The organism is Pseudomonas anuradhapurensis (genome assembly GCF_014269225.2).
GTDB lineage: Bacteria > Pseudomonadota > Gammaproteobacteria > Pseudomonadales > Pseudomonadaceae > Aquipseudomonas > Aquipseudomonas anuradhapurensis.
Map to the genome: position 1 here is coordinate 2,383,225 of NZ_CP077097.1, position 17,388 is coordinate 2,400,612.

Below are 17,388 nucleotides of genomic sequence, written 5' to 3' on the forward strand. Positions count from 1 at the left end.
GTTACTTGGCCTTCCAGTACTTCTGCATCTCGAGGAACAGGAACGAGGCGGTCCAGGTGATCAGCACCAGGCCCGTCAACGCCTGCAGGCCAGTGAGGTATTTGAGATGGCCGCTGGGGGCAATATCGCCGAAGCCTATCGTGGTGTAGGTGGTGAAGGAAAAGTACACACAATCGAGCAGACTGCCGTCGAAGTTGCCGCTGAGCCTGCCCCAGCCCTCGGCATGGTTCATCAGGTAGTAGACCACTGCGAAGCACCACACTTCCAGGGCATGCGCCAGCAGCGCGCCGAATACCCCCAGCACTATGCGAAACCGGCTCCACAGCTTGAGCCGCGGGAGCCAGTCGTTCAGGCGCAGCAGGCATTCGTAGTGAATGATCACCACCACAATCACCACCAGCATGTTGATCAAGGTGACGGTCAGCATTGCAGATACCCTGGCTGGCCCTGACGGTTCATTTCGAGGTGTCGACCAGAGTATAGGTGGCCGTCTCACTGGCCTGCGGCAGCAATGGCGGGAATTCCTCGGGGGTGATGGTCTCCCTGGCGAGCAACAGGCGCGCACCTGCTTCCAGATCGTCGCGGCGTTGTTCGAGCAATGCCCGGGCGCGGCCATAGGCTTCTTCCAGCAAGTCTCGGATGCCTAGGTCGATCTCGCGAGCGGTCTGTTCCGAGTAGTCCTTGCGTTCCTGGCGCAAGATCGATTCGCCCAGATAGCTTGCCTGTTGCCGCTCCAGCACCGCCTGGCCCAACGTCGGGCTCATGCCGAAGCGGGTGATCAGTTGCCGGGCGATATCGGTGGCACGCCCCAGGTCGTCGGCAGCGCCGGTGGACACCTGGCCGAACGCCAGGCTTTCAGCGGCGCGCCCGGCCATCAGCACCACCATGCGGTCGCGCAGCATCTGCGTGCTGATCAGGAAGCGGTCATCGGTCGGCCGTTGCAAGGTATACCCCAGCGCGCCGGCAGCGCGGGGAATGATCGACACCTTGTGCACCGGGTCCATGGCCGGCAGGCTGCTGGCGGCCAGGGCATGGCCCATTTCGTGGTATGCCACTACCTGGCGTTCGTCGCTGCGCAGCACGCTGCCCTTGCGTTCGACGCCCGCCACCAGGCGTTCGATCGCCGCAGTGAAGTCCTGCAGTTCAACCCATTGGCTGGCGCGCCGGGTGGCGACGATGGCCGCCTCGTTGACCAGGTTGGCCAGGTCGGCGCCGGTCAGTCCGGGGGTGATTTCGGCAATGCGCTCGCAGTCCAGGTCGTGCTTGTAGACGATCTTGTGCAGGTGCACCTTGAGAATTGCCAGGCGGCCCTTGCGGTCGGGCCGGTCGATGAGGATCTGCCGGTCGAAGCGCCCGGCGCGCAGCAGTGCCGGGTCGAGCACCTCGGGGCGGTTGGTTGCCGCCAGCAGCACCACGCCTTCACGCGGGTCGAAGCCATCCAGCTCGGCCAGCAGTTGGTTGAGGGTCTGTTCCTTCTCGTCATTGCCGCCGAAACTGCCGATGCCGCGCATCTTGCCCAAGGCGTCCAGTTCATCGATGAAAATGATGCAAGGTGCCGCCTGGCGGGCCTGTTCAAAAAGGTCGCGCACCCGCGCAGCGCCCACGCCAACGAACATTTCCACGAACTCCGAGCCGGAGATCGAGAAGAACGGCACGGCAGCTTCCCCGGCGATGGCTTTGGCGACCAGGGTCTTGCCGGTACCGGGTGGGCCGACCAGCAGGGTACCCTTCGGCACATGGGCCCCCAGACGGGCGTACCAAGCCTGGTTCTGCAGGAAGGAGACGATTTCGGTCAGCTCCTGCTTGACGTCATCGATGCCGGCCACATCGGCGAAGGTCACCTTGGTGTCCTGCTCGACATAGACACGGGCGCGTGACTTGCCGACGCCCATCAACCCGCCCAGGCCCTGTTTCTGGCCGAGGCCACGGAACAGGAAGTACCACAGCGCCAGCATCATCAGCAGCGGCATGAACCAGCCCAGTACATTCGCCACCGTGCTGTCTTCGGCAACGCCGGTGAACGCCACGCCCGAGCGCCCCAGCTGTTCACTCAACGCCGGGTCGACACGTACCGTCGAGAACGCCGAGCGCCCGTTGATGGGCTCCTGCAGCTTGCCCAGGATGCGCTCGTGCTCGACGCGCAGGTCACTGACCTTCTGCTGTTCCAGCAACTGCAGGAACTGGCTGTAAGGGATGGCCTGCACCGACGGTTGGCTGAACAGGCCGAACTGGACCGCCGCCAGCACCGACAAGCCGACTGCCAGCAGATAGAACTTCCAGGGCTGGTCCTTGTTCATGCTCATCCCTCCACCACGCTGCAAGGCTAGGCGATCAGCAGATAGTCTTCGACCTTGCTCACACCAGGCACCGACCAGGCTGCGCGTTCGACTACCTCCCGCTCGCGCAGCAGGTGCACCTTGCCTTCCAGCCTGACTACGCCGCCGTTGACGCTGACGCGAATGCCTTCGGCCTGGATTTCCGCACTGCGTTTGAGCGCGTCTTCGATATGGCGTTTGATATCACCCACGTCAGCCCGGGCTTTGAGGGTGATGCGGTTGTGCACGCCGACCACGCCGGACAGCCGCCAGACCGCCTGTTCGAGCTCCTCCTTCTGGTATTGCCAGTCGAGTTGGCCTTCCAGGGTCACGGTTCCTTTGTGCACGGTGACCTTGATGCCTTCCACATTGGCATCCGAACTCCAGGCGATGATTTTCAGGGCGCGACTGGCAATCGTGTCGTCCGCCGTACCTTCAAGCTTGTTCAGGCGTACCTCGATTTCCTCGGCCAGCCCACGCACGCCTTTGATGGCTTTGACGGTGCGCTCGGCACTGACTTTCTGGGCGTAGCTGTTGACATGGCCGGACAGCGTGACCACACCGTCCTGCACAGTCACACCGATGCTGGCGGCATTGATATCGGGTTTGAATTCCAGCTCTTCGAGCACCAGGTCTCGCAAGTCAAGGTCGTTCATGTTCGGCTCCGGTAGCAGGTCAAGAGGTGGGCCGGGTGGCCCTGAGTCTTTGTTTCTACCCTTGCGCCGAACGGCGTGATTGATAAAGGTCAAGACAGCCAGAACAACTTGCACGCGCCTTCGCAGGTTGACAAATGTCAGGCCACCGCAGGCCTCGCCACCGATACTTGGGGTATTCCGCCACGCGTGAGGGTATGGCCATGCAACGCTATCTGCTTGTGGGGTGGGCGAGCCTGCTGCTGGCCAGCGCCGCCTGTACCCCATGGCACGCTGAAGAGTACGACGCGCGCCTGGAGTCGGCAGAGGACAACGCTGCCACTGCCCGCTTGCGTGCCGACCAGGTGTGCTACCGCATCGACCTGGTCGAGCAGACGGCCAACGAAGCGCTGCGCAGGGCGACGCAGGCCCAGGAGCAGGTCCAGCAACTGCTGCAACAGGCCAGACGCAAGTAGCCGCCATGGCGCTACGATGGTTGAACCCCGGCCTGCTGCTGGCCTGTGTACTGGCATTGGCGGCCGGGGGGATGGCCTATGCGGTCCAACGGCCTGCGTGGGCCGCTGTGGCCTGGGCGGCGGGTGGCACCATCATGGCCTTGGTGCTGGCGGTGGAAATGGCCAGGCGCCTGGCGAAGGGCCAAGCCGGCATCGACCTGATTGCGTTACTGTCAATCGCCGCCGCTTTGGCGTTGGAGCAAATGCTGGTGGCTGCCGTGCTCGCACTGATGCTGGCCACTGGTCGTGCGCTGGAATCGTTCAGCCTGCAGCATGCAGAGCGTGAGTTGCGCGCACTGATCGATCGCGCGCCCCAGCATGCCTGGGTTCAGGAACAGGACGGCCTGCGTGAAGTTGCGGTGGATCAGGTGCAACCTGCGCAGACCGTGCTGGTGCGCCTGGGCGAAATAGTACCGGTGGATGGCCGGCTACAGAGCGCTCACGCAACGCTGGACGAGGCCGCATTGACCGGCGAATCGTTACCGGTAACGCGCCATGCCGGCGAGCGGGTTGCCAGTGGAGTGGTCAATGTCGGCGCGCCGCTATTGCTGCTGGCAACACATACCGCGGCGCACAGCACCTATGCCGGCATCGTGCGCCTGGCCGAGGCGGCACGCCAGTCGCGGGCACCGTTCGTGCGCCTGGCCGACCGTTACGCGTTGGCGTTCATTCCGCTGACGGTGCTGCTCGCGGCGTTCGCCTGGTGGGCCAGTGGCGACGTCCAGAGGGTGCTGGCCGTGCTGGTGGTCGCCACCCCGTGCCCGCTGATCCTGGCTGTACCGATTGCCATTCTGTCGGGCATCTCGCGCGCGGCTCGGCGCAATATCCTCGTCCGTGACGGTGAGGTACTGGAAGCGCTTGCCGGGGTCCGCCAGGTGTTTCTCGACAAGACTGGCACTTTGACCAGCGGCCAAGCCCGCTTGCAGTCGATTGAGCTCAAGGGGGAGGGTATGCCGCTGCAGGTACTGCAATGGGCAGCTTCGTTGGCCCAGGCATCCACCCATCCGATTGCCCAGGCTGTCGTTCACGCTGCCCGCGCGCGCGACCTAGCGCTGACGGCGCCGGAACAGGTAGAGGAAAGCCCAGGCCAGGGGCTTGCCGGCCAGGTGCAGGGCAGGGCCGTGCGCCTGGGTACCCTGGCCTACGTGCAGGGCGCGGAAGACCATGATCGCTGGGTGCAGGCGCGCTTGCGGCAACTGGATTATCTGGCCAGCAGTGGCAGTTTCGTGGCGATAGATGGCGAGTTGAAAGCGATGTTGCGGCTGGCCGACGATGTACGCCAGGAGACCCCTCAGACCCTGCGCCTGCTGCGGTCGCGGGGGATCGACAAGATCGTCATGTTGACGGGCGATCGGGCGCAAACGGCCGAAACGATTGCCTTGAGGGCGGGTATTGATGAACTGCGTTCCGGCCTTTCGCCCGAAGACAAGACGCGTCTAGTGCGGGAAGGTTGCCGCGAACGGCCGACACTGATGGTTGGCGATGGCATCAATGATGCACCGGCGCTTGCTGCGGCCGATGTCGGTGTAGCCATGGGCGCCGCGGGGGTGACCGCCTCGGCGCAGGCGGCCGGCGTGGTCCTGCTGGTCGACCGGCTGGGCCGCCTGGTCGAGGCACTGGACATTGCCCGCAATGCCGTGCATATCGCCCGGCAGGGGGTGTGGGTTGGCATGAGCTTGTCAATGCTGGCGATGCTCATTGCCGCAGCAGGCTACCTGCCAGCGGTGATGGGTGCCGTGCTGCAGGAAGGCATCGACCTGCTGATCATCCTCAATGCATTGCGCGCGCTCGGGCCCTGGGGCGGAGATGGCCGCAACGGGCTTGCCAGTGGTGACCTGGACCGCCTGCAGGACGAGCATCGGCAGCTGCAGAGCCTTTTGACAGACCTGAGCCAGATGGCTCGGGATTTTTCCAGCCGCCCTGTGCTTCAGGCGCGCACCGACCTGGCTGCGCTCATTGCCGCATTACATGACGTGCTGGAGCGGCATGAGCGGGATGACGAGCGTCGGTTATACCCACTGCTGAGCCGGTACATAGGCGGTGAGGATCCGCTTGCGGCGATGAGCCACACGCACCGGGAAATTTTCCGGTTGATCCATTTGTTGGCGCGCATGAGCGGGGATTTCGCACAGGCAGCAGCCACGCCAAGTGCCGAGGAGATCCAGCATCAGCTTATTCGCCTGGACACGTTGGTGAAGCTGCATTTTGAACAGGAGGACGCCTTGTACCGGCATCTGGACCGGCGCTGAAGCGCGTGATGACCCGGTGCGATTGATAAAAATCAAGCGCCAGGCGAAGGGGAAGGGGATGCTGGCAGCATCAGAGTGGTCCATCCCCTGGCCTGTACGGGAGTCGAAATCATGCCGCATAGCAAAATCCTCTTCCGATCGGCTGCGCGGGAAAAAATCCTCAGTGGCGCCACCCAGCTCGCCGATGCCGTGCGCGTCACCCTGGGTCCCAAGTCGAAATCGGTACTGATGCAAAACAGCTGGGGACGGCCGACGGTGTGCAATGACGGAGTGTCCATCGCCAAGCGGGTCGACCTGCAGGACCCCGAGGAAAACCTGGGGGCGCAGATGCTGCGCCAAGCGGCCGAGCGCACCGGAGAGGCGGTTGGCGATGGCACCAGCACCGCGACGGTACTTGCCCATGCAATCCTGGCCGATGGCGTGCGTAATGTGGTGGCCGGCGCCAGTGCCATCGACCTCAAGCGTGGCCTGGACAAAGGCCTTGCGCTGGTAATGGCGGCATTGCTGGCGCAGTCACGCGCGGTCAGTACGCTCAAGGAAAAGGCCCAGGTGGCCACGTTGTCGGCGCACAACGATCCCTTGATCGGGCAGCTGGTCGCCGATGCGCTGGAGAAGGTCGGGGTGGAAGGTGTAGTGAGCGTGGAGGAATCCAAGACCACCGAGACAGTGGTCGACATCATGGATGGCATGCGCTTCGACAGAGGTTATGTTTCGCCGTACTTTGTCACCGATACCGAGAAGATGCAGGTCGAGCTGACCGATGCCTGCGTGCTGCTGTGCGACCACAAGATTGGCGCATTGGCCGACCTGCTGCCACTGCTCGAGCAAGTGGCGAAGAGCGGCCAGCCGTTGGTGGTGATTGCCGAGGATATCGACGGCGAGGCGCTGACCACGTTGGTGGTCAACCAGATTCGCGGCGTGTTGCGCGCGGTAGCCGTAAAAGCACCAGGCTTTGGTGAACGGCGCAAGGAAATGCTCCAGGACATTGCCGTGCTCACTGGCGCCACCGTGGTATCGGCAGAGCTGGGCGTCAATCTCGAACATCTGCAACTGTCCCAGCTGGGTCAGGTTCACCGCGCTGTGGTGTTGAAGGACAGCACCGCGCTGATCGGCGGCAAGGGCACCCAGCAAGCGGTTGCTGCCCGCGTTTCGCAGATCCGTGCACAGATCGACGCGAGCAGCAGTGATTACGACCGGGAAAAACTGCAGGAACGCCTGGCCAGGCTTGCCGGCGGGGTTGCGGTGATTCGCGTTGGCGCGCCCTCCGAAGCCGAGATGAAGGCGCGCAAGGACGCCTTGGACGATGCCTTGTCTGCCACCCGTGCGGCGATCGCCGAAGGCATCGTGCCAGGCGCTGGCCTTGCCTTGCTCAAGGCGGTGCCAGCATTGCTTGCCGAAGAGGCGGGCAGCGAAGGCGATACGCGTACAGGCTTGCAGATTCTGCGGCGTGCGTTGGAAGCGCCGGCGCGGATGATCGCCGAGAATTCCGCCGTGGATGCCGGCGTGGTGGTGGCTCGGATGCTGGCCGAAACGGGTAGCATCGGTTTCGATGCCGCAGCCAACGCTTATGTCGACCTGTACGAGGCGGGCATCATCGACCCCACCAAGGTAGTGCGCATCGCCCTGGAAAATGCGGTCTCGGTCGCCAGCATCCTGCTGCTGACCGAAGCCACCATGACCGATATCCCTGAAAAGAACACCCCTTCCATGCAACCCCCGCTGCCTGAGTGACAGGCCAACCGACCGTTGGAGGCAATCATGAGCCACTATCAACGCCTGCTGCTGGTAATGCGCCCGCTGCTGCGCCAGTCTGGTGCCCTGGAGCAGGCGGCTGCGCTGGCCAGGTCAAGTTCTGCCAGCCTGCACATTGTCGCCCTGCTGGAGTCACTGGACAAACTCAGGCTGCTGGAAACGGGTGATCATCAAGCTGCCAGGCAGGCCTATCTGGCAACCCAACACCAACAACTGGAAAACCAGGTGAGTGCCTTGCGCGCCTCGGGCGTGCAGGTCACGACCGAGGTTGCCTGGAGCAGCGACGTGCAGGACGACATATTGGCGCATGTGCAGGAGATGCAGCCCGACCTGCTGCTCAAGCAGGTCGAGCATGAGCCGGTGCTCAAGCGCGCGTTCTTCACCCCGCTGGACTGGCAGTTGCTGCGCCACTGCCCGACCCCGGTCTACCTGCTGGGCGCCGCCAGGCCGGCACTGCCGCGCCAGGTCGTGGCCGCGGTGGATGTGGCCGATACCTCGGACGAAGGGCTGGCGCGCAACGACGGTATCGTCCGGCAAGCCAGTGCCCTGGCCTTGCAGACCGGGGCGCAACTGGATCTGCTGCATGCCTGTGACCTGTCGATGGCCTACATGGGTGACATGGGTTATTCCGCCTGGGCCATCGGCGATATCGCCGGCCCCTTGCGGCAGGCACTCGAGGACGATTTCAGGGCGCTGGCCGAGCGTTTCGGAGCACCGCCCGAACGCCGCCACTTCGTACTGGGTCGGCCGGTCGCGGTGCTGGGCGAATACGCCGAGTCACAAGCCGTGGACGTCATTGTCATGGGACGGCCGCTGGCCCGTGGGCTGGACCGCCTGTTCGGCAGCACCACCGAGCATGTGCTGTACCAGGTACCCTGCAACATCCTGGTGGTGTAGCGGCATGCGCCTGTTCATGCCGCTGGCCCGAGACCGTGGGCCAGGTGCGTGGCGATCAGGGCGCTGGTGTCGACGATAACCAGTGCCTGCCGACAATGCGCTGGCAGGCGAAAGGGCTCGATGCTGTCGCTGACCAGGATCCGCTCGAACATGCTGCTGTCGAACAACTGGGCTGCGGCGGTGAACAGGCCGTGGGTAGCGGCGGCCAGCAGACGGGTCGCGCCAGCCTGCCGGCAGGCCTGCGCAGCGTGCAGAAGGGTCTGGCCGGTGCTGATCATGTCATCGAAAATGACCACGGTGCTTGCGGTCACATCGCCTACCAGGTAGTCCCCGCTAAGGGCCTCGTGCTGGCGGTGCTTTTCCATCAGGGCGGTGCTGACCGGGCGGCCGAGCAATTGTGCCAGCGCCTGGCGAAAGTGCTCGGCGCGCTTGACGCCGCCGATGTCCGGCGACACTACCGTGACCGGCTGTTCTGCCAGCAGCGGGGCAATGCGCTGGGCAAACAATTGCACGCATGACAGGTTCCAGGCTGGGATGCGGTAGGCATTGTCGAACGCGCTGGGGTTATGCACGTCCAGCGCCAGCACCCGGTCGATGCCGCAGCTTTCCATCAGGCGGGCCACATGGCGGGTGATGGTGGAATCCTGGAATTCTACCTTGCGGTCCTTGCGGCCATAACACAGATAAGGCGTCAGCGCTGTCACCTGAATGGCACCGGCATCCTTGATTGCCGCGCAGAAAAACAGCAGCCGGCACAGCTTGTCGTGGGCGCTGTGGCGCGTATCACCATAGAGCGAATGAACCACGATGACGCTTCGGCCTGCGACCGCTTCGCTCGGCCAGCATTTGTGTTCACCGTCCTCGTAGTCCCGTTCTTCATGTGCCGACAACCTGCAGCCCAGACGCTGCGCCACGGCACTGCCGTAGCCCTCGCTACCTTGCAAGGCAAACAGTAAAGGCGGTATGTGGTTCATGTACTGTGCTCCGTCGTTCATGGCCGGCACCCCGAAAGCGTGGGTACCCCTTGATTTGACCATTATCAAGTCCTGTGTCGCCGGCCGGCAGACACTGGGCAGGTCAACGCATGCCAAGGGCTGCGATCCTCACAACCTGCAAAGTGAGCACGCCGATGGACAAGTATCAGAAAAGCCGCAAGGACAAATTGTTCAAGTCCCACCCTTTCGATCCTTATGCCACACCGCTTCGCCCGGGCGGTAGCGCGCGTTGCCCGCAATGTGGTGCCGCCTACCACGAGGGTGAATGGCACCTGCATGGGCCTGTTGGCCCCGGCCCGGTGGACGCGACGGTCTGCCCGGCCTGCCGCCGTATCGAGGACCGTGCCGCGGCCGGACAAGTGCGCATATCCGGGCGTTTCCTGGCAACCCATGAGCAAGAGATCCGCCAGCTGATACACCATGCGGAACAGCAAGAACGGCAGACGCATGTGCTTGAACGGCTGATCGCGGTCGATTGCAAGGATGACGAACTGCTGGCGACTACCACGGGTACGCACCTGGCCAACCGCATCGGCCATGACCTGGAAGCCGCCTATGACGGCACCTGCAGTTACCGTTACAGTGACAGCGAGGTGTATCTGAGCGTCGACTGGCATCGCGATTGAAACCTGCCGCCTGGTTGCCTGCGCAAGGATGCCGTGCACACCAGGCGGTGAATCAACCATGGATCGCCAGTAGGCTGGAGTGCACCTTGTACAGGCTTTGCTCGGTGGTGCTGCCGATGACCTTGGTCATGCCCTCATGGTAAACCGTCCCCATGACCACCACATCGAAGGCATGCTGGTTGGCGTATTCGCTGACAACATTGCGCGCGGGGCCTCGCACCAGATGCAGGTGATCCGGCTTGATACCGTAGTGGCTGGCGAACTTCGCCAGGCGTTCGCGCGCCCGACCGGTCATTTCCTCGACGCGGTCCTCGGTCCACGCCACTGGCGCGGCGGCATAGGCCAGGAAGCTGGGGCCAGGCTCATACGCCTGCAGCACATGCAATTGCGCCTTGCAGCGCTGCGCCAACACCTGTGCATGTTGCAGGATGCGCTCGTTGATCTTGGCCACCGCGTGGTCGTCCTCGACCAGATCCACTGCCGCCAGCACCCGGGCTGGCAGTGTGGTGTCTGCCTGGGCCACCAGGTGCAGCGGGATCGGGCAGCGGCGCAACAGTTGCCAGTCCAGGGGTGTAAGCAGGGCGCGGCTGACGAGGGTTTCGTGGCGGACATCCTTGATCAGCATCTCGACCCGATGCAGCTGGGCCAGCCGGATCAGATCCTTGAGCGGGTCTTCGTCATCCAGGGTTTCGGCATAGGCAGTCGTGCCTAGCTCGCCAAGCGCCTTGACCTGGTCGTTCAGCCAGGCCTTGCGGTGCTCGGCATCCTGCCTGCGGACATTGCCGCGCAACACGTGGTCCAGGGTGGCCAGGCGGGATGGCAGTTGGCTCAGCACCACCAGGTGCAAGGTAGCGCCTGTCGCCTTGGCCAACGCTTGGGCACGCGCCAAGGCAGGCGAGGGGTGCAGGTCTGGGTGGCAGATCAGTAACAGTTGCGACAGAGCGTTCATGAGGGCCTCCACAGCGATGGCCGCCACGATGACGGCACAGCGGTTCAAGGGTAGGGTGGCGCGATGGCGCTCGGGTGCCTTGATATTTATCAAGAATGGCCCAGCACCCGCGCCGACAATGGCAAGGGCGCACAACCTTGTTTCCGCGCCGGGAGGTGGCCGATGAACCGGTATCGCCGGATTCTGCTGATCATGACCGAAGTCCAGGCCAACGCCGCACTGTATCGCGCCATGGCCTTGGCGACGACCTCAGGCGCGTCCTTGCATGTGCTGGGCATCCATGAACCCAATGAGCTGCAGCTGCGTCACGCGTTGCAGGAATCGCCGCTGCCTTCGGCCGCTTTCGTGCACTTCAGTACCGGCTTGCAGGCATTGCTTGACGAGCAGCCAGCGCTGGGGCTGCAGCTGAGTTTCGAGGCCGTCGAAAGCCTCAGCCCGCGCGACCTGTTGCCTGCCTGCATCGCCCGCTATGCACCTGACCTGGTGATCAAGGCTTGCCCCGGCTGCTCGTTGCTCGACCAGATCGCCCGCAACTCGCTGGACCAGGTGCTGCTGCACGCGAGCGCGGCGCCGCTGCTGTTCGTCCCGGCGAACGCCCCGGCCGTGCCTGGCAACGTCCTGGTAGCGGTAGATGTTGCCAACCCTTCGCCGGAAAATGATGCACTCAACCATGCGCTGCTGGCGGCAGGCCAACAACTGGTGGCGCAGTGCAGGGGGCAGTTGCACCTGCTCTCTGCTTACGACCTGCCGATCGCCATGCTGGCCAATCCCGACCTCGCCGGCCCCTGGGCCGACGAGGTGCGCGACGCCCGCCAGCAGCCCTTCGACGCGTTGGCCGATGCCCATGGCATCGTGCACGCTCATCGGCATTTCAGCGAAGGCGCGCCGTTGCGCGTGATCAAGGCTCAAATTGTCGCTTTGAACATCGATGTGGTGGTGGTTGGCGTGGTGCAAGCCAAGCGTTGGGCGAAACTGATCGGTGATACCACCGAACGGCTGGTCAGCCAGGCACCCTGCAGCATCCTTACGGTCAGGCCCACGGCTGCCCGCTGAGTCAGGCGGTATCGCCTGCTCGACCGTGGCGCAGCACTTCCACGCAGAATTGCGCCTCGTAGGGCGGCACATGGCATTCGACGATATCCTGCGCCGCTAGCTGCAGGTGAATGCCGACGATATCGGCATGCACCGGCTGGCGGCAGACGTGCCGGTCGACAAGCACTGCGCTGAGTACCTGACGCGCGCCCAGTTCGGCCAGGTAGGCGCAGGTGCGCAGCAGCGAGTACCCTTCATAGAGCACGTCATCGACAACCAGCAGGGTGGTACCGGCAAGGTCGAGGTTGCCGAGTTCCGGGTTGCCAGTGAGCTGCGTATGGGCGTGCAGGATGCTGAGGTCATCGGCATAGCGCTTGACCTTGACCGGATAGAGCGGCAACGGCGCTGCACCGGTCAGTTGCTGCAGGTGCAATTGCAGGCGCTGTGCCAAAGGCTCGCCGCGCCGTTGGATGCCCACCAGCGCCAGCCGGGACGCAGGCAAGCAGGCCAACGCCTGGTGGGCCATCGCGCGCAGCACTGTGTCCAGTTCTTCCTCGTCATACAGGCGAACTCTTGTAGGAGGCGTGCTGTTCATGGTCTGTGCCTTCACCGGACATGGGTCAGTGCACCTTACCCAGGCAGCGCAGGGCGGGCTTGATAAAAGTTAACTACTGGCCATTCCAGCCAGGGCGAAGTGCTCCGCCGGCAGTTGGCAGGTGTTGATCACCGGCAATATTGACCTAGGATAACTTCTGCCGTTTTTTCCATCGTCGCGCCGCAGATGCAGTGATAGCGTTCTTGCATAGGCTTTTGCTTTCGGGGCGTGGCCATGTATCAGAACCTGGCTGTTCTGGCCGCCTTGCTGGTGCTCTACGCCAGCCTGGCCGGCGCGCTTGAATCCAGACCCATCAACGGGCCTCTGCTGTTTTTGCTGGCGGGTCTGGCGGTCGGCCCCTCCGGGCTTGGGCTGCTGAACCTTGCGCTGGACCGCAACGATCTGCGCCTGCTGGCCGAACTCACCCTTGCCATCGTGCTGTTCAGTGATGCCGCCAAGGCCGACCTGGCGCAGCTGCGCCACTACCGCAGCCTGCCGCTGCGCTTGCTGACCATAGGCCTGCCGCTGACGCTGATCGCGGGATGGTTTGCCGCGTGGCTGATCTTTCCGCAAATGCCCTGGCTGGAAATGGCGCTGCTGGCAACGATACTGGCGCCAACCGATGCCGCCCTCGGCAAGGCCGTGGTCAGCAACCCGGAGGTTCCAGCCAATGTGCGCGAAAGCCTGAATGTCGAAAGCGGTTTGAATGACGGCATCTGTGTGCCGGTGCTGCTCTTGCTGCTGGCCCTGGTGACGGAAGCGCACTCGACGGTACCTTTTGCCCTGGCCGGTTACCTGTTCCTGGAGGAGTTGGGCGTCGGTGTCCTGACGGGCGTGGCGCTGGCCTTGCTGGTGGGCGGGCTGTTGCGCCTGTCGCAACGCCATTGCCTGCAGATCGAGGCGTGGCAACAGCTGGTGATGCCGGCGCTGGCCTTGCTGAGTTTCGCCTGCGCCCAGGCATTGGGCGGCAGTGGCTTCATCGCCGCATTCTGTGCCGGGCTGCTGACAGGTTGCCGGTTCAAGCAGGAAACCCAGCCGCTGCTCGCCACCGGCGAGTCTTGTGCTGAAGCGTTGTCACTGCTGACCTGGGTGGTGTTCGGTGCCTACGTGGCGCCCAAGGCATCGCAGATTCTGTCGCCCTCGGTATGGTTCTACGCCCTGTCAAGCCTGTCGCTGGTGCGCATGCTACCTGTCTGGATCAGCTTGAGCGGTAGCGCGCTCACCGCCGAGAGCCGTTTGTTCATCGGCTGGTTCGGGCCCCGCGGCCTTGCTTCCATCGTCTTTGCCGTGCTGGTGCTGGATGCGCAATTGCAAGAAGGCGCTACCATCATCGCTACTACCATCGCTTGCGTCATGCTCAGCGTGGTACTGCATGGGATGAGTGCGTTGCCAGGGGCTCGCCGGCTCGGGCGCAGCGCTGAATGATGGCGTGGTGCGCGATCGCCGGTTCTATCGATACGCTTGGCTGAAGGTGAGCAGCATGGATGATCCAGCAAAGAAAATGAGCCTGGTCGGGCTCACCACTCTGGTAACGGTGAACATGATGGGGTCGGGCATCATCATGCTGCCGGCAAGCATGGCCCAGATCGGAGCGGTGTCGCTGCTGTCCTGGCTGATCACCGCTGTGGGTTCGATGGCCATCGCCTACTGTTTTGCCCAATGCGGCATCTACTGTACGCGTTCTGGCGGGATGTCCGCCTACAGCGAGCAAGCGCACGGCAAGTCGGCCTTTTTCCTGTGTTCGTATCTGTATTTTCTTTCGTTGATGATCGGCAACGTGGCGATCGGCATCTCTGCGGTGGGCTACCTCACGCCGTTCTTCCCGTGGCTAGGCAGCGGTGCTGCGCCGCTGCTGGCGGGGGCGGTCATGCTGATCTGGTTCACTACCCTGGCCAACCTGGGCGGCGCCAAGATCACCGGTCGGCTCGGGGCGATCAGCGTGTGGGGGGTGATCGTGCCGGTTGCCGGGCTGAGCCTGATCGGCTGGCACTGGTTCAGCCCGGCCATCTTCGAGGAGGCATGGAACCCAGGGCAGATGCCAGTTGCCCAGGCCATTACCAGCAGCATCCCGCTGACGCTGTGGGCCTTTCTCGGCATGGAGTCGGCCGCGCAGAACTCCGATGCGGTGGAAAACCCCAAGCGCAATGTGCCCCTGGCTTGCCTGTTCGGCACCCTTGGCGCAGCCGTGGTGTACATCTTGTCGACCAGTGTCATTCAAGGGATCGTGCCCAACCCCGAGCTGGCCAATGCCAGCGCGCCCTTCGCCATGGTCTACGCGCGCATGTTCAACGACACTGTCGGCAGCGTGATCATGGGGCTGGCGGTGATCGCCTGCGTGGGGTCATTGCTTGGCTGGCAATTCACCCTGGCCGAAACCGCCAAGGTTACCGCCGGTGAGGGGCTGTTTCCCCGGCTCTTCACCCGCGTCACAGCGCGCGGCGTGCCGTTGGCGGGCTTGTTGACCTGTGCCGTGCTGCAAAGCCTGATCGCACTGTCGACGCTTTCGCCGAATGCTACTGCCCAGTTCAGCAAGCTGGTCAACCTGGCGGCAGTGACCAACATCATCCCCTACATCACCTCGCTCACCGGATTGCTGGTGATCATGTACAAGGCTCAGGTGCCGCTGAACATTTTTCGCCGTAACGCCATCATCATGGTGGTCGCCGTGTGCTACTGCTTCTACGCCCTGTATGCCTCGGGCCTGGAGGCAGTGTTTGGCGCCGCGCTGATCATGGCGCTGGGCTACCTGCTGTTCGGCTTCATTGCCAAGCGTTTCGTCAAGGTGCTGGACACGGTCGGGGGTGCGTCGTGAAAAATCGTGCGAAAGTCGCCGGTTTGTGCCTGGCAAGCCTGTTGTTGTACGGGGCAGCGGCCAGCGAGGTGGCAACTGCCGATGTCCTGGGCCGGTTACGGCACAGCCAGGTGCTGACCCTGGGGTTCATGGACGGCCTTGCGCCGTTCTCGTCAGGTAGTGAGCAATCCCCGCAGGGATACGCCGTGGAACTGTGCATGGCGGTGGTCGAGCGGATCCGTCAGGCGCCTGGGCTTGCTGGCCTGCAGGTGCGCTGGCGCGCTTTGGCAGAGGCACAGGTGGTTCCAGCCTTGACTGATGGGCAGGTCGACCTGGTGTGTACGCCGATGGTGGAAACCGTTGGCCGACGTGCCGTGGCGGATTTTTCCATCCCGGTCTTTACCTCAGGCCTGGCTGTGCTGGTCAGGCGTGACGCACCGGCTACCTTGCTGGGGCCACTCAGTGGCAAGGCGCAGGACAGCGGCCCACGCTGGCGTGCAACCATCAACGCAGGGCTGAGCAAACACAGCTTTGCCGTATTGCGTGGCACATTGAGCAGCCGCTGGGCCCATGAACGGATACGCCAGCTTGGCTTGCAATCCACCCTTGAGGAGGTGTCGACCTACGAGGAAGGCGTGCAGCGGGTGGCCGAGCGCAAGGTCGACGCATTGCTGGGGGACCGGGTCGTTCTGCTGGCCTATCAGGCGCGCCAAGCCGAGCGTGAGCAGTTGTGGGTTCCGGAGCGGATGTTTGTCATGAGCCGGGTGGCGCTACCCATGGCACGCGGGGATGACGATTTCCGCCTATTGGTCGACAGCGCCTTGAGCAAGGCGCTGGCGGGGGCGCGGGGTGAGGAACTGTTCGTGCGCTACCTGGGCCCGTTGTCGGCCCAGGACCGCCTGTTGCAAAGCCTGTATCCTCTGCCGGATTAATTGGCCGGTACCGTGATGACCGGGACTTCCGGGGCCACGCCCGTTTCAGCCAGGGAAAGCAGCACCAGGATGAACAGGAATTCGGACTTGGACTTCATGTCGCGGTCGTCAATCCAGAACCAGTAGTCGCGATAGTGCACGGCGGCATAGGCATCGCCTGGCTGGTGCGCGCTGGAATGGATGCGCACCAGCGGGGCGTCCCACTCGCTGGTAACCGGCAGGGTGGGTGCGGGGTTGGCCCGCCCTTCTTGCACATGGATGGCGGGCGCCTCGATCGTGGCGGCGATTTCCGCAAAGATTTCCGACATCGACCGGGTCAGCAGCGCCACTTCGGTATCGCTCCTCTGCACGGAGCCGAAGGTCAGATGCAGGACTTCCTTGTCGGGCTGCAGGCGCAGGTACTCACGCACCAGTCGACGGTCGTCCTCGAGCTGTGCTGACGTGGTGTCGGCGATCAGGAACAATTCACTGTCATCGCCGCTGCGCTGGCTGATACGCATGCCGAGTTTTTCCGAGCGCTGGATGCGACGAAGCGCATCCAGCACGGCGTAGAAGCGGGGGTCTGCTGCACGCAATCGGGACGGCGAATTCGAACGGTTGTAGAGGCCGTTCGCGGCGCGTGTGGTCAGATGCAGTACGCGGTCCACCGGATAGCCCGCCTGGATCAGGGAAAATACCGCTGCTGGCGACAGCGGGGTAAGCAGATAGCGGGAAAACCGCTCGCCAGACAGCGGCGTGTAGCTGATGGTCGGGCGATCCGTGTAGACACCGGAGGCGCCGATTGCCTGGCTATTGCCGTCGGCAGGCAAACCGCTGAACCAGCTGGCGGACAGGTTCACCTGGCTCTGGATGGCGGTGGAGCTGATCACCGACGAAACCTCAAGATAGACCGGTGCATCGGCGTACCGCAGCTTGACGATATTGAGCAAGGTCTGTTCTTTCCAGGTGGTGGCTATGACCCCCGCATAGTCCGTTCGATCACGCTCGATGGTGGTGGGGCCCAGTGTCGAACAGGCGGCCACCAACAGGGTGGCGGCGACCAGCACGGCACGTTGACATCGACCTGAGTTTGCCCGCGATTCGGAAAAACGCTGCTGCTTCATCTGTC

The 17,388-nt window shown here is 63.5% G+C and carries 16 protein-coding genes; 9 read left to right on the forward strand and 7 right to left on the reverse strand.

All coding sequences use genetic code 11. The features are described from left to right. Position 1: 1 nt before the first annotated feature. The 3 genes from HU763_RS11130 to HU763_RS11140 are packed head-to-tail and all read right to left on the reverse strand — an operon-like array spanning position 2 to position 2,971. Positions 2–427, reverse strand: a complete 426-nt coding sequence (locus tag HU763_RS11130; protein WP_186684846.1) for a potassium channel family protein — start codon at positions 425–427, stop codon at positions 2–4. Between the two features lie 28 nt (positions 428–455). Next, positions 456–2,303 (reverse strand): ATP-dependent zinc metalloprotease FtsH, encoded by a 1,848-nt coding sequence (gene ftsH / locus HU763_RS11135; protein ID WP_186684848.1) that lies wholly within the window; start codon positions 2,301–2,303, stop codon positions 456–458. Positions 2,304–2,323: 20 nt separating this feature from the next. After that, positions 2,324–2,971: a BON domain-containing protein gene (locus HU763_RS11140; protein WP_170029626.1), complete on the reverse strand. Its 648-nt coding sequence runs from the start codon at positions 2,969–2,971 to the stop codon at positions 2,324–2,326. A 200-nt stretch (positions 2,972–3,171) separates the two neighbouring features. On the opposite strand from HU763_RS11140, the gene HU763_RS11145 reads away from it, so the two are divergent. The 4 genes from HU763_RS11145 to HU763_RS11160 all read left to right on the forward strand — a co-directional run bounded on the left by HU763_RS11145 (position 3,172) and on the right by HU763_RS11160 (position 8,360). Further along, positions 3,172–3,423, forward strand: coding sequence for a hypothetical protein (locus HU763_RS11145; RefSeq protein WP_170029627.1), 252 nt, complete (start codon positions 3,172–3,174; stop codon positions 3,421–3,423). A 5-nt stretch (positions 3,424–3,428) separates the two neighbouring features. Then, on the forward strand, positions 3,429–5,711 hold the full coding sequence (locus HU763_RS11150) for a heavy metal translocating P-type ATPase (protein ID WP_186684850.1): 2,283 nt from the start codon (positions 3,429–3,431) through the stop codon (positions 5,709–5,711). A 111-nt stretch (positions 5,712–5,822) separates the two neighbouring features. After that, positions 5,823–7,442: a chaperonin GroEL gene (gene groL / locus HU763_RS11155; protein WP_170029629.1), complete on the forward strand. Its 1,620-nt coding sequence runs from the start codon at positions 5,823–5,825 to the stop codon at positions 7,440–7,442. A 27-nt stretch (positions 7,443–7,469) separates the two neighbouring features. Next, a complete protein-coding gene (locus tag HU763_RS11160; protein ID WP_186684852.1) occupies positions 7,470–8,360 on the forward strand; it encodes a universal stress protein in 891 nt (296 codons plus the stop codon). A 14-nt stretch (positions 8,361–8,374) separates the two neighbouring features. Here HU763_RS11160 and HU763_RS11165 read toward each other — a convergent pair whose 3' ends face one another. After that, positions 8,375–9,334 carry a ribose-phosphate diphosphokinase gene (locus HU763_RS11165; protein ID WP_186685061.1) on the reverse strand — a complete coding sequence of 320 codons (960 nt, stop codon included), beginning with the start codon at positions 9,332–9,334 and terminating at the stop codon, positions 8,375–8,377. A 155-nt stretch (positions 9,335–9,489) separates the two neighbouring features. Between HU763_RS11165 and HU763_RS11170 the strand changes: the two genes are divergently transcribed. Then, complete coding sequence (locus HU763_RS11170) at positions 9,490–9,981, forward strand: BCAM0308 family protein (protein WP_225931945.1); 492 nt, start codon at positions 9,490–9,492, stop codon at positions 9,979–9,981. A 52-nt stretch (positions 9,982–10,033) separates the two neighbouring features. On the opposite strand, the gene HU763_RS11175 is transcribed toward HU763_RS11170, so the two are convergent. Then, positions 10,034–11,023, reverse strand: a complete 990-nt coding sequence (locus tag HU763_RS11175) for a universal stress protein (RefSeq protein WP_186684854.1) — start codon at positions 11,021–11,023, stop codon at positions 10,034–10,036. A gap of 69 nt (positions 11,024–11,092) precedes the next feature. Between HU763_RS11175 and HU763_RS11180 the strand changes: the two genes are divergently transcribed. Next, a complete protein-coding gene (locus tag HU763_RS11180; protein WP_186684857.1) occupies positions 11,093–11,983 on the forward strand; it encodes a universal stress protein in 891 nt (296 codons plus the stop codon). A 1-nt stretch (position 11,984) separates the two neighbouring features. Here HU763_RS11180 and HU763_RS11185 read toward each other — a convergent pair whose 3' ends face one another. After that, positions 11,985–12,557, reverse strand: coding sequence for a phosphoribosyltransferase family protein (locus HU763_RS11185; RefSeq protein WP_186684859.1), 573 nt, complete (start codon positions 12,555–12,557; stop codon positions 11,985–11,987). Positions 12,558–12,791: 234 nt separating this feature from the next. On the opposite strand from HU763_RS11185, the gene HU763_RS11190 reads away from it, so the two are divergent. From HU763_RS11190 to HU763_RS11200, 3 genes are read left to right on the forward strand one after another with little or no spacing between them, the layout of a single operon-like run. Continuing rightward, the gene (locus HU763_RS11190; protein ID WP_186684861.1) at positions 12,792–13,982 is read left to right on the forward strand and encodes a cation:proton antiporter; all 1,191 of its coding nucleotides are present in this window, start codon (positions 12,792–12,794) and stop codon (positions 13,980–13,982) included. Between the two features lie 55 nt (positions 13,983–14,037). Continuing rightward, on the forward strand, positions 14,038–15,369 hold the full coding sequence (potE, locus tag HU763_RS11195; RefSeq protein ID WP_186684863.1) for a putrescine-ornithine antiporter: 1,332 nt from the start codon (positions 14,038–14,040) through the stop codon (positions 15,367–15,369). Beyond that, a complete protein-coding gene (locus tag HU763_RS11200; RefSeq protein WP_225931946.1) occupies positions 15,366–16,280 on the forward strand; it encodes a transporter substrate-binding domain-containing protein in 915 nt (304 codons plus the stop codon). Before potE ends, HU763_RS11200 begins: the two co-directional genes overlap by 4 nt. On the opposite strand, the gene HU763_RS11205 is transcribed toward HU763_RS11200, so the two are convergent. Beyond that, positions 16,277–17,383 carry a hypothetical protein gene (locus HU763_RS11205; protein WP_225931947.1) on the reverse strand — a complete coding sequence of 369 codons (1,107 nt, stop codon included), beginning with the start codon at positions 17,381–17,383 and terminating at the stop codon, positions 16,277–16,279. The two genes, HU763_RS11200 and HU763_RS11205, sit on opposite strands and share 4 nt — an antisense overlap. Between the last annotated feature and the right edge of the window lie 5 nt (positions 17,384–17,388).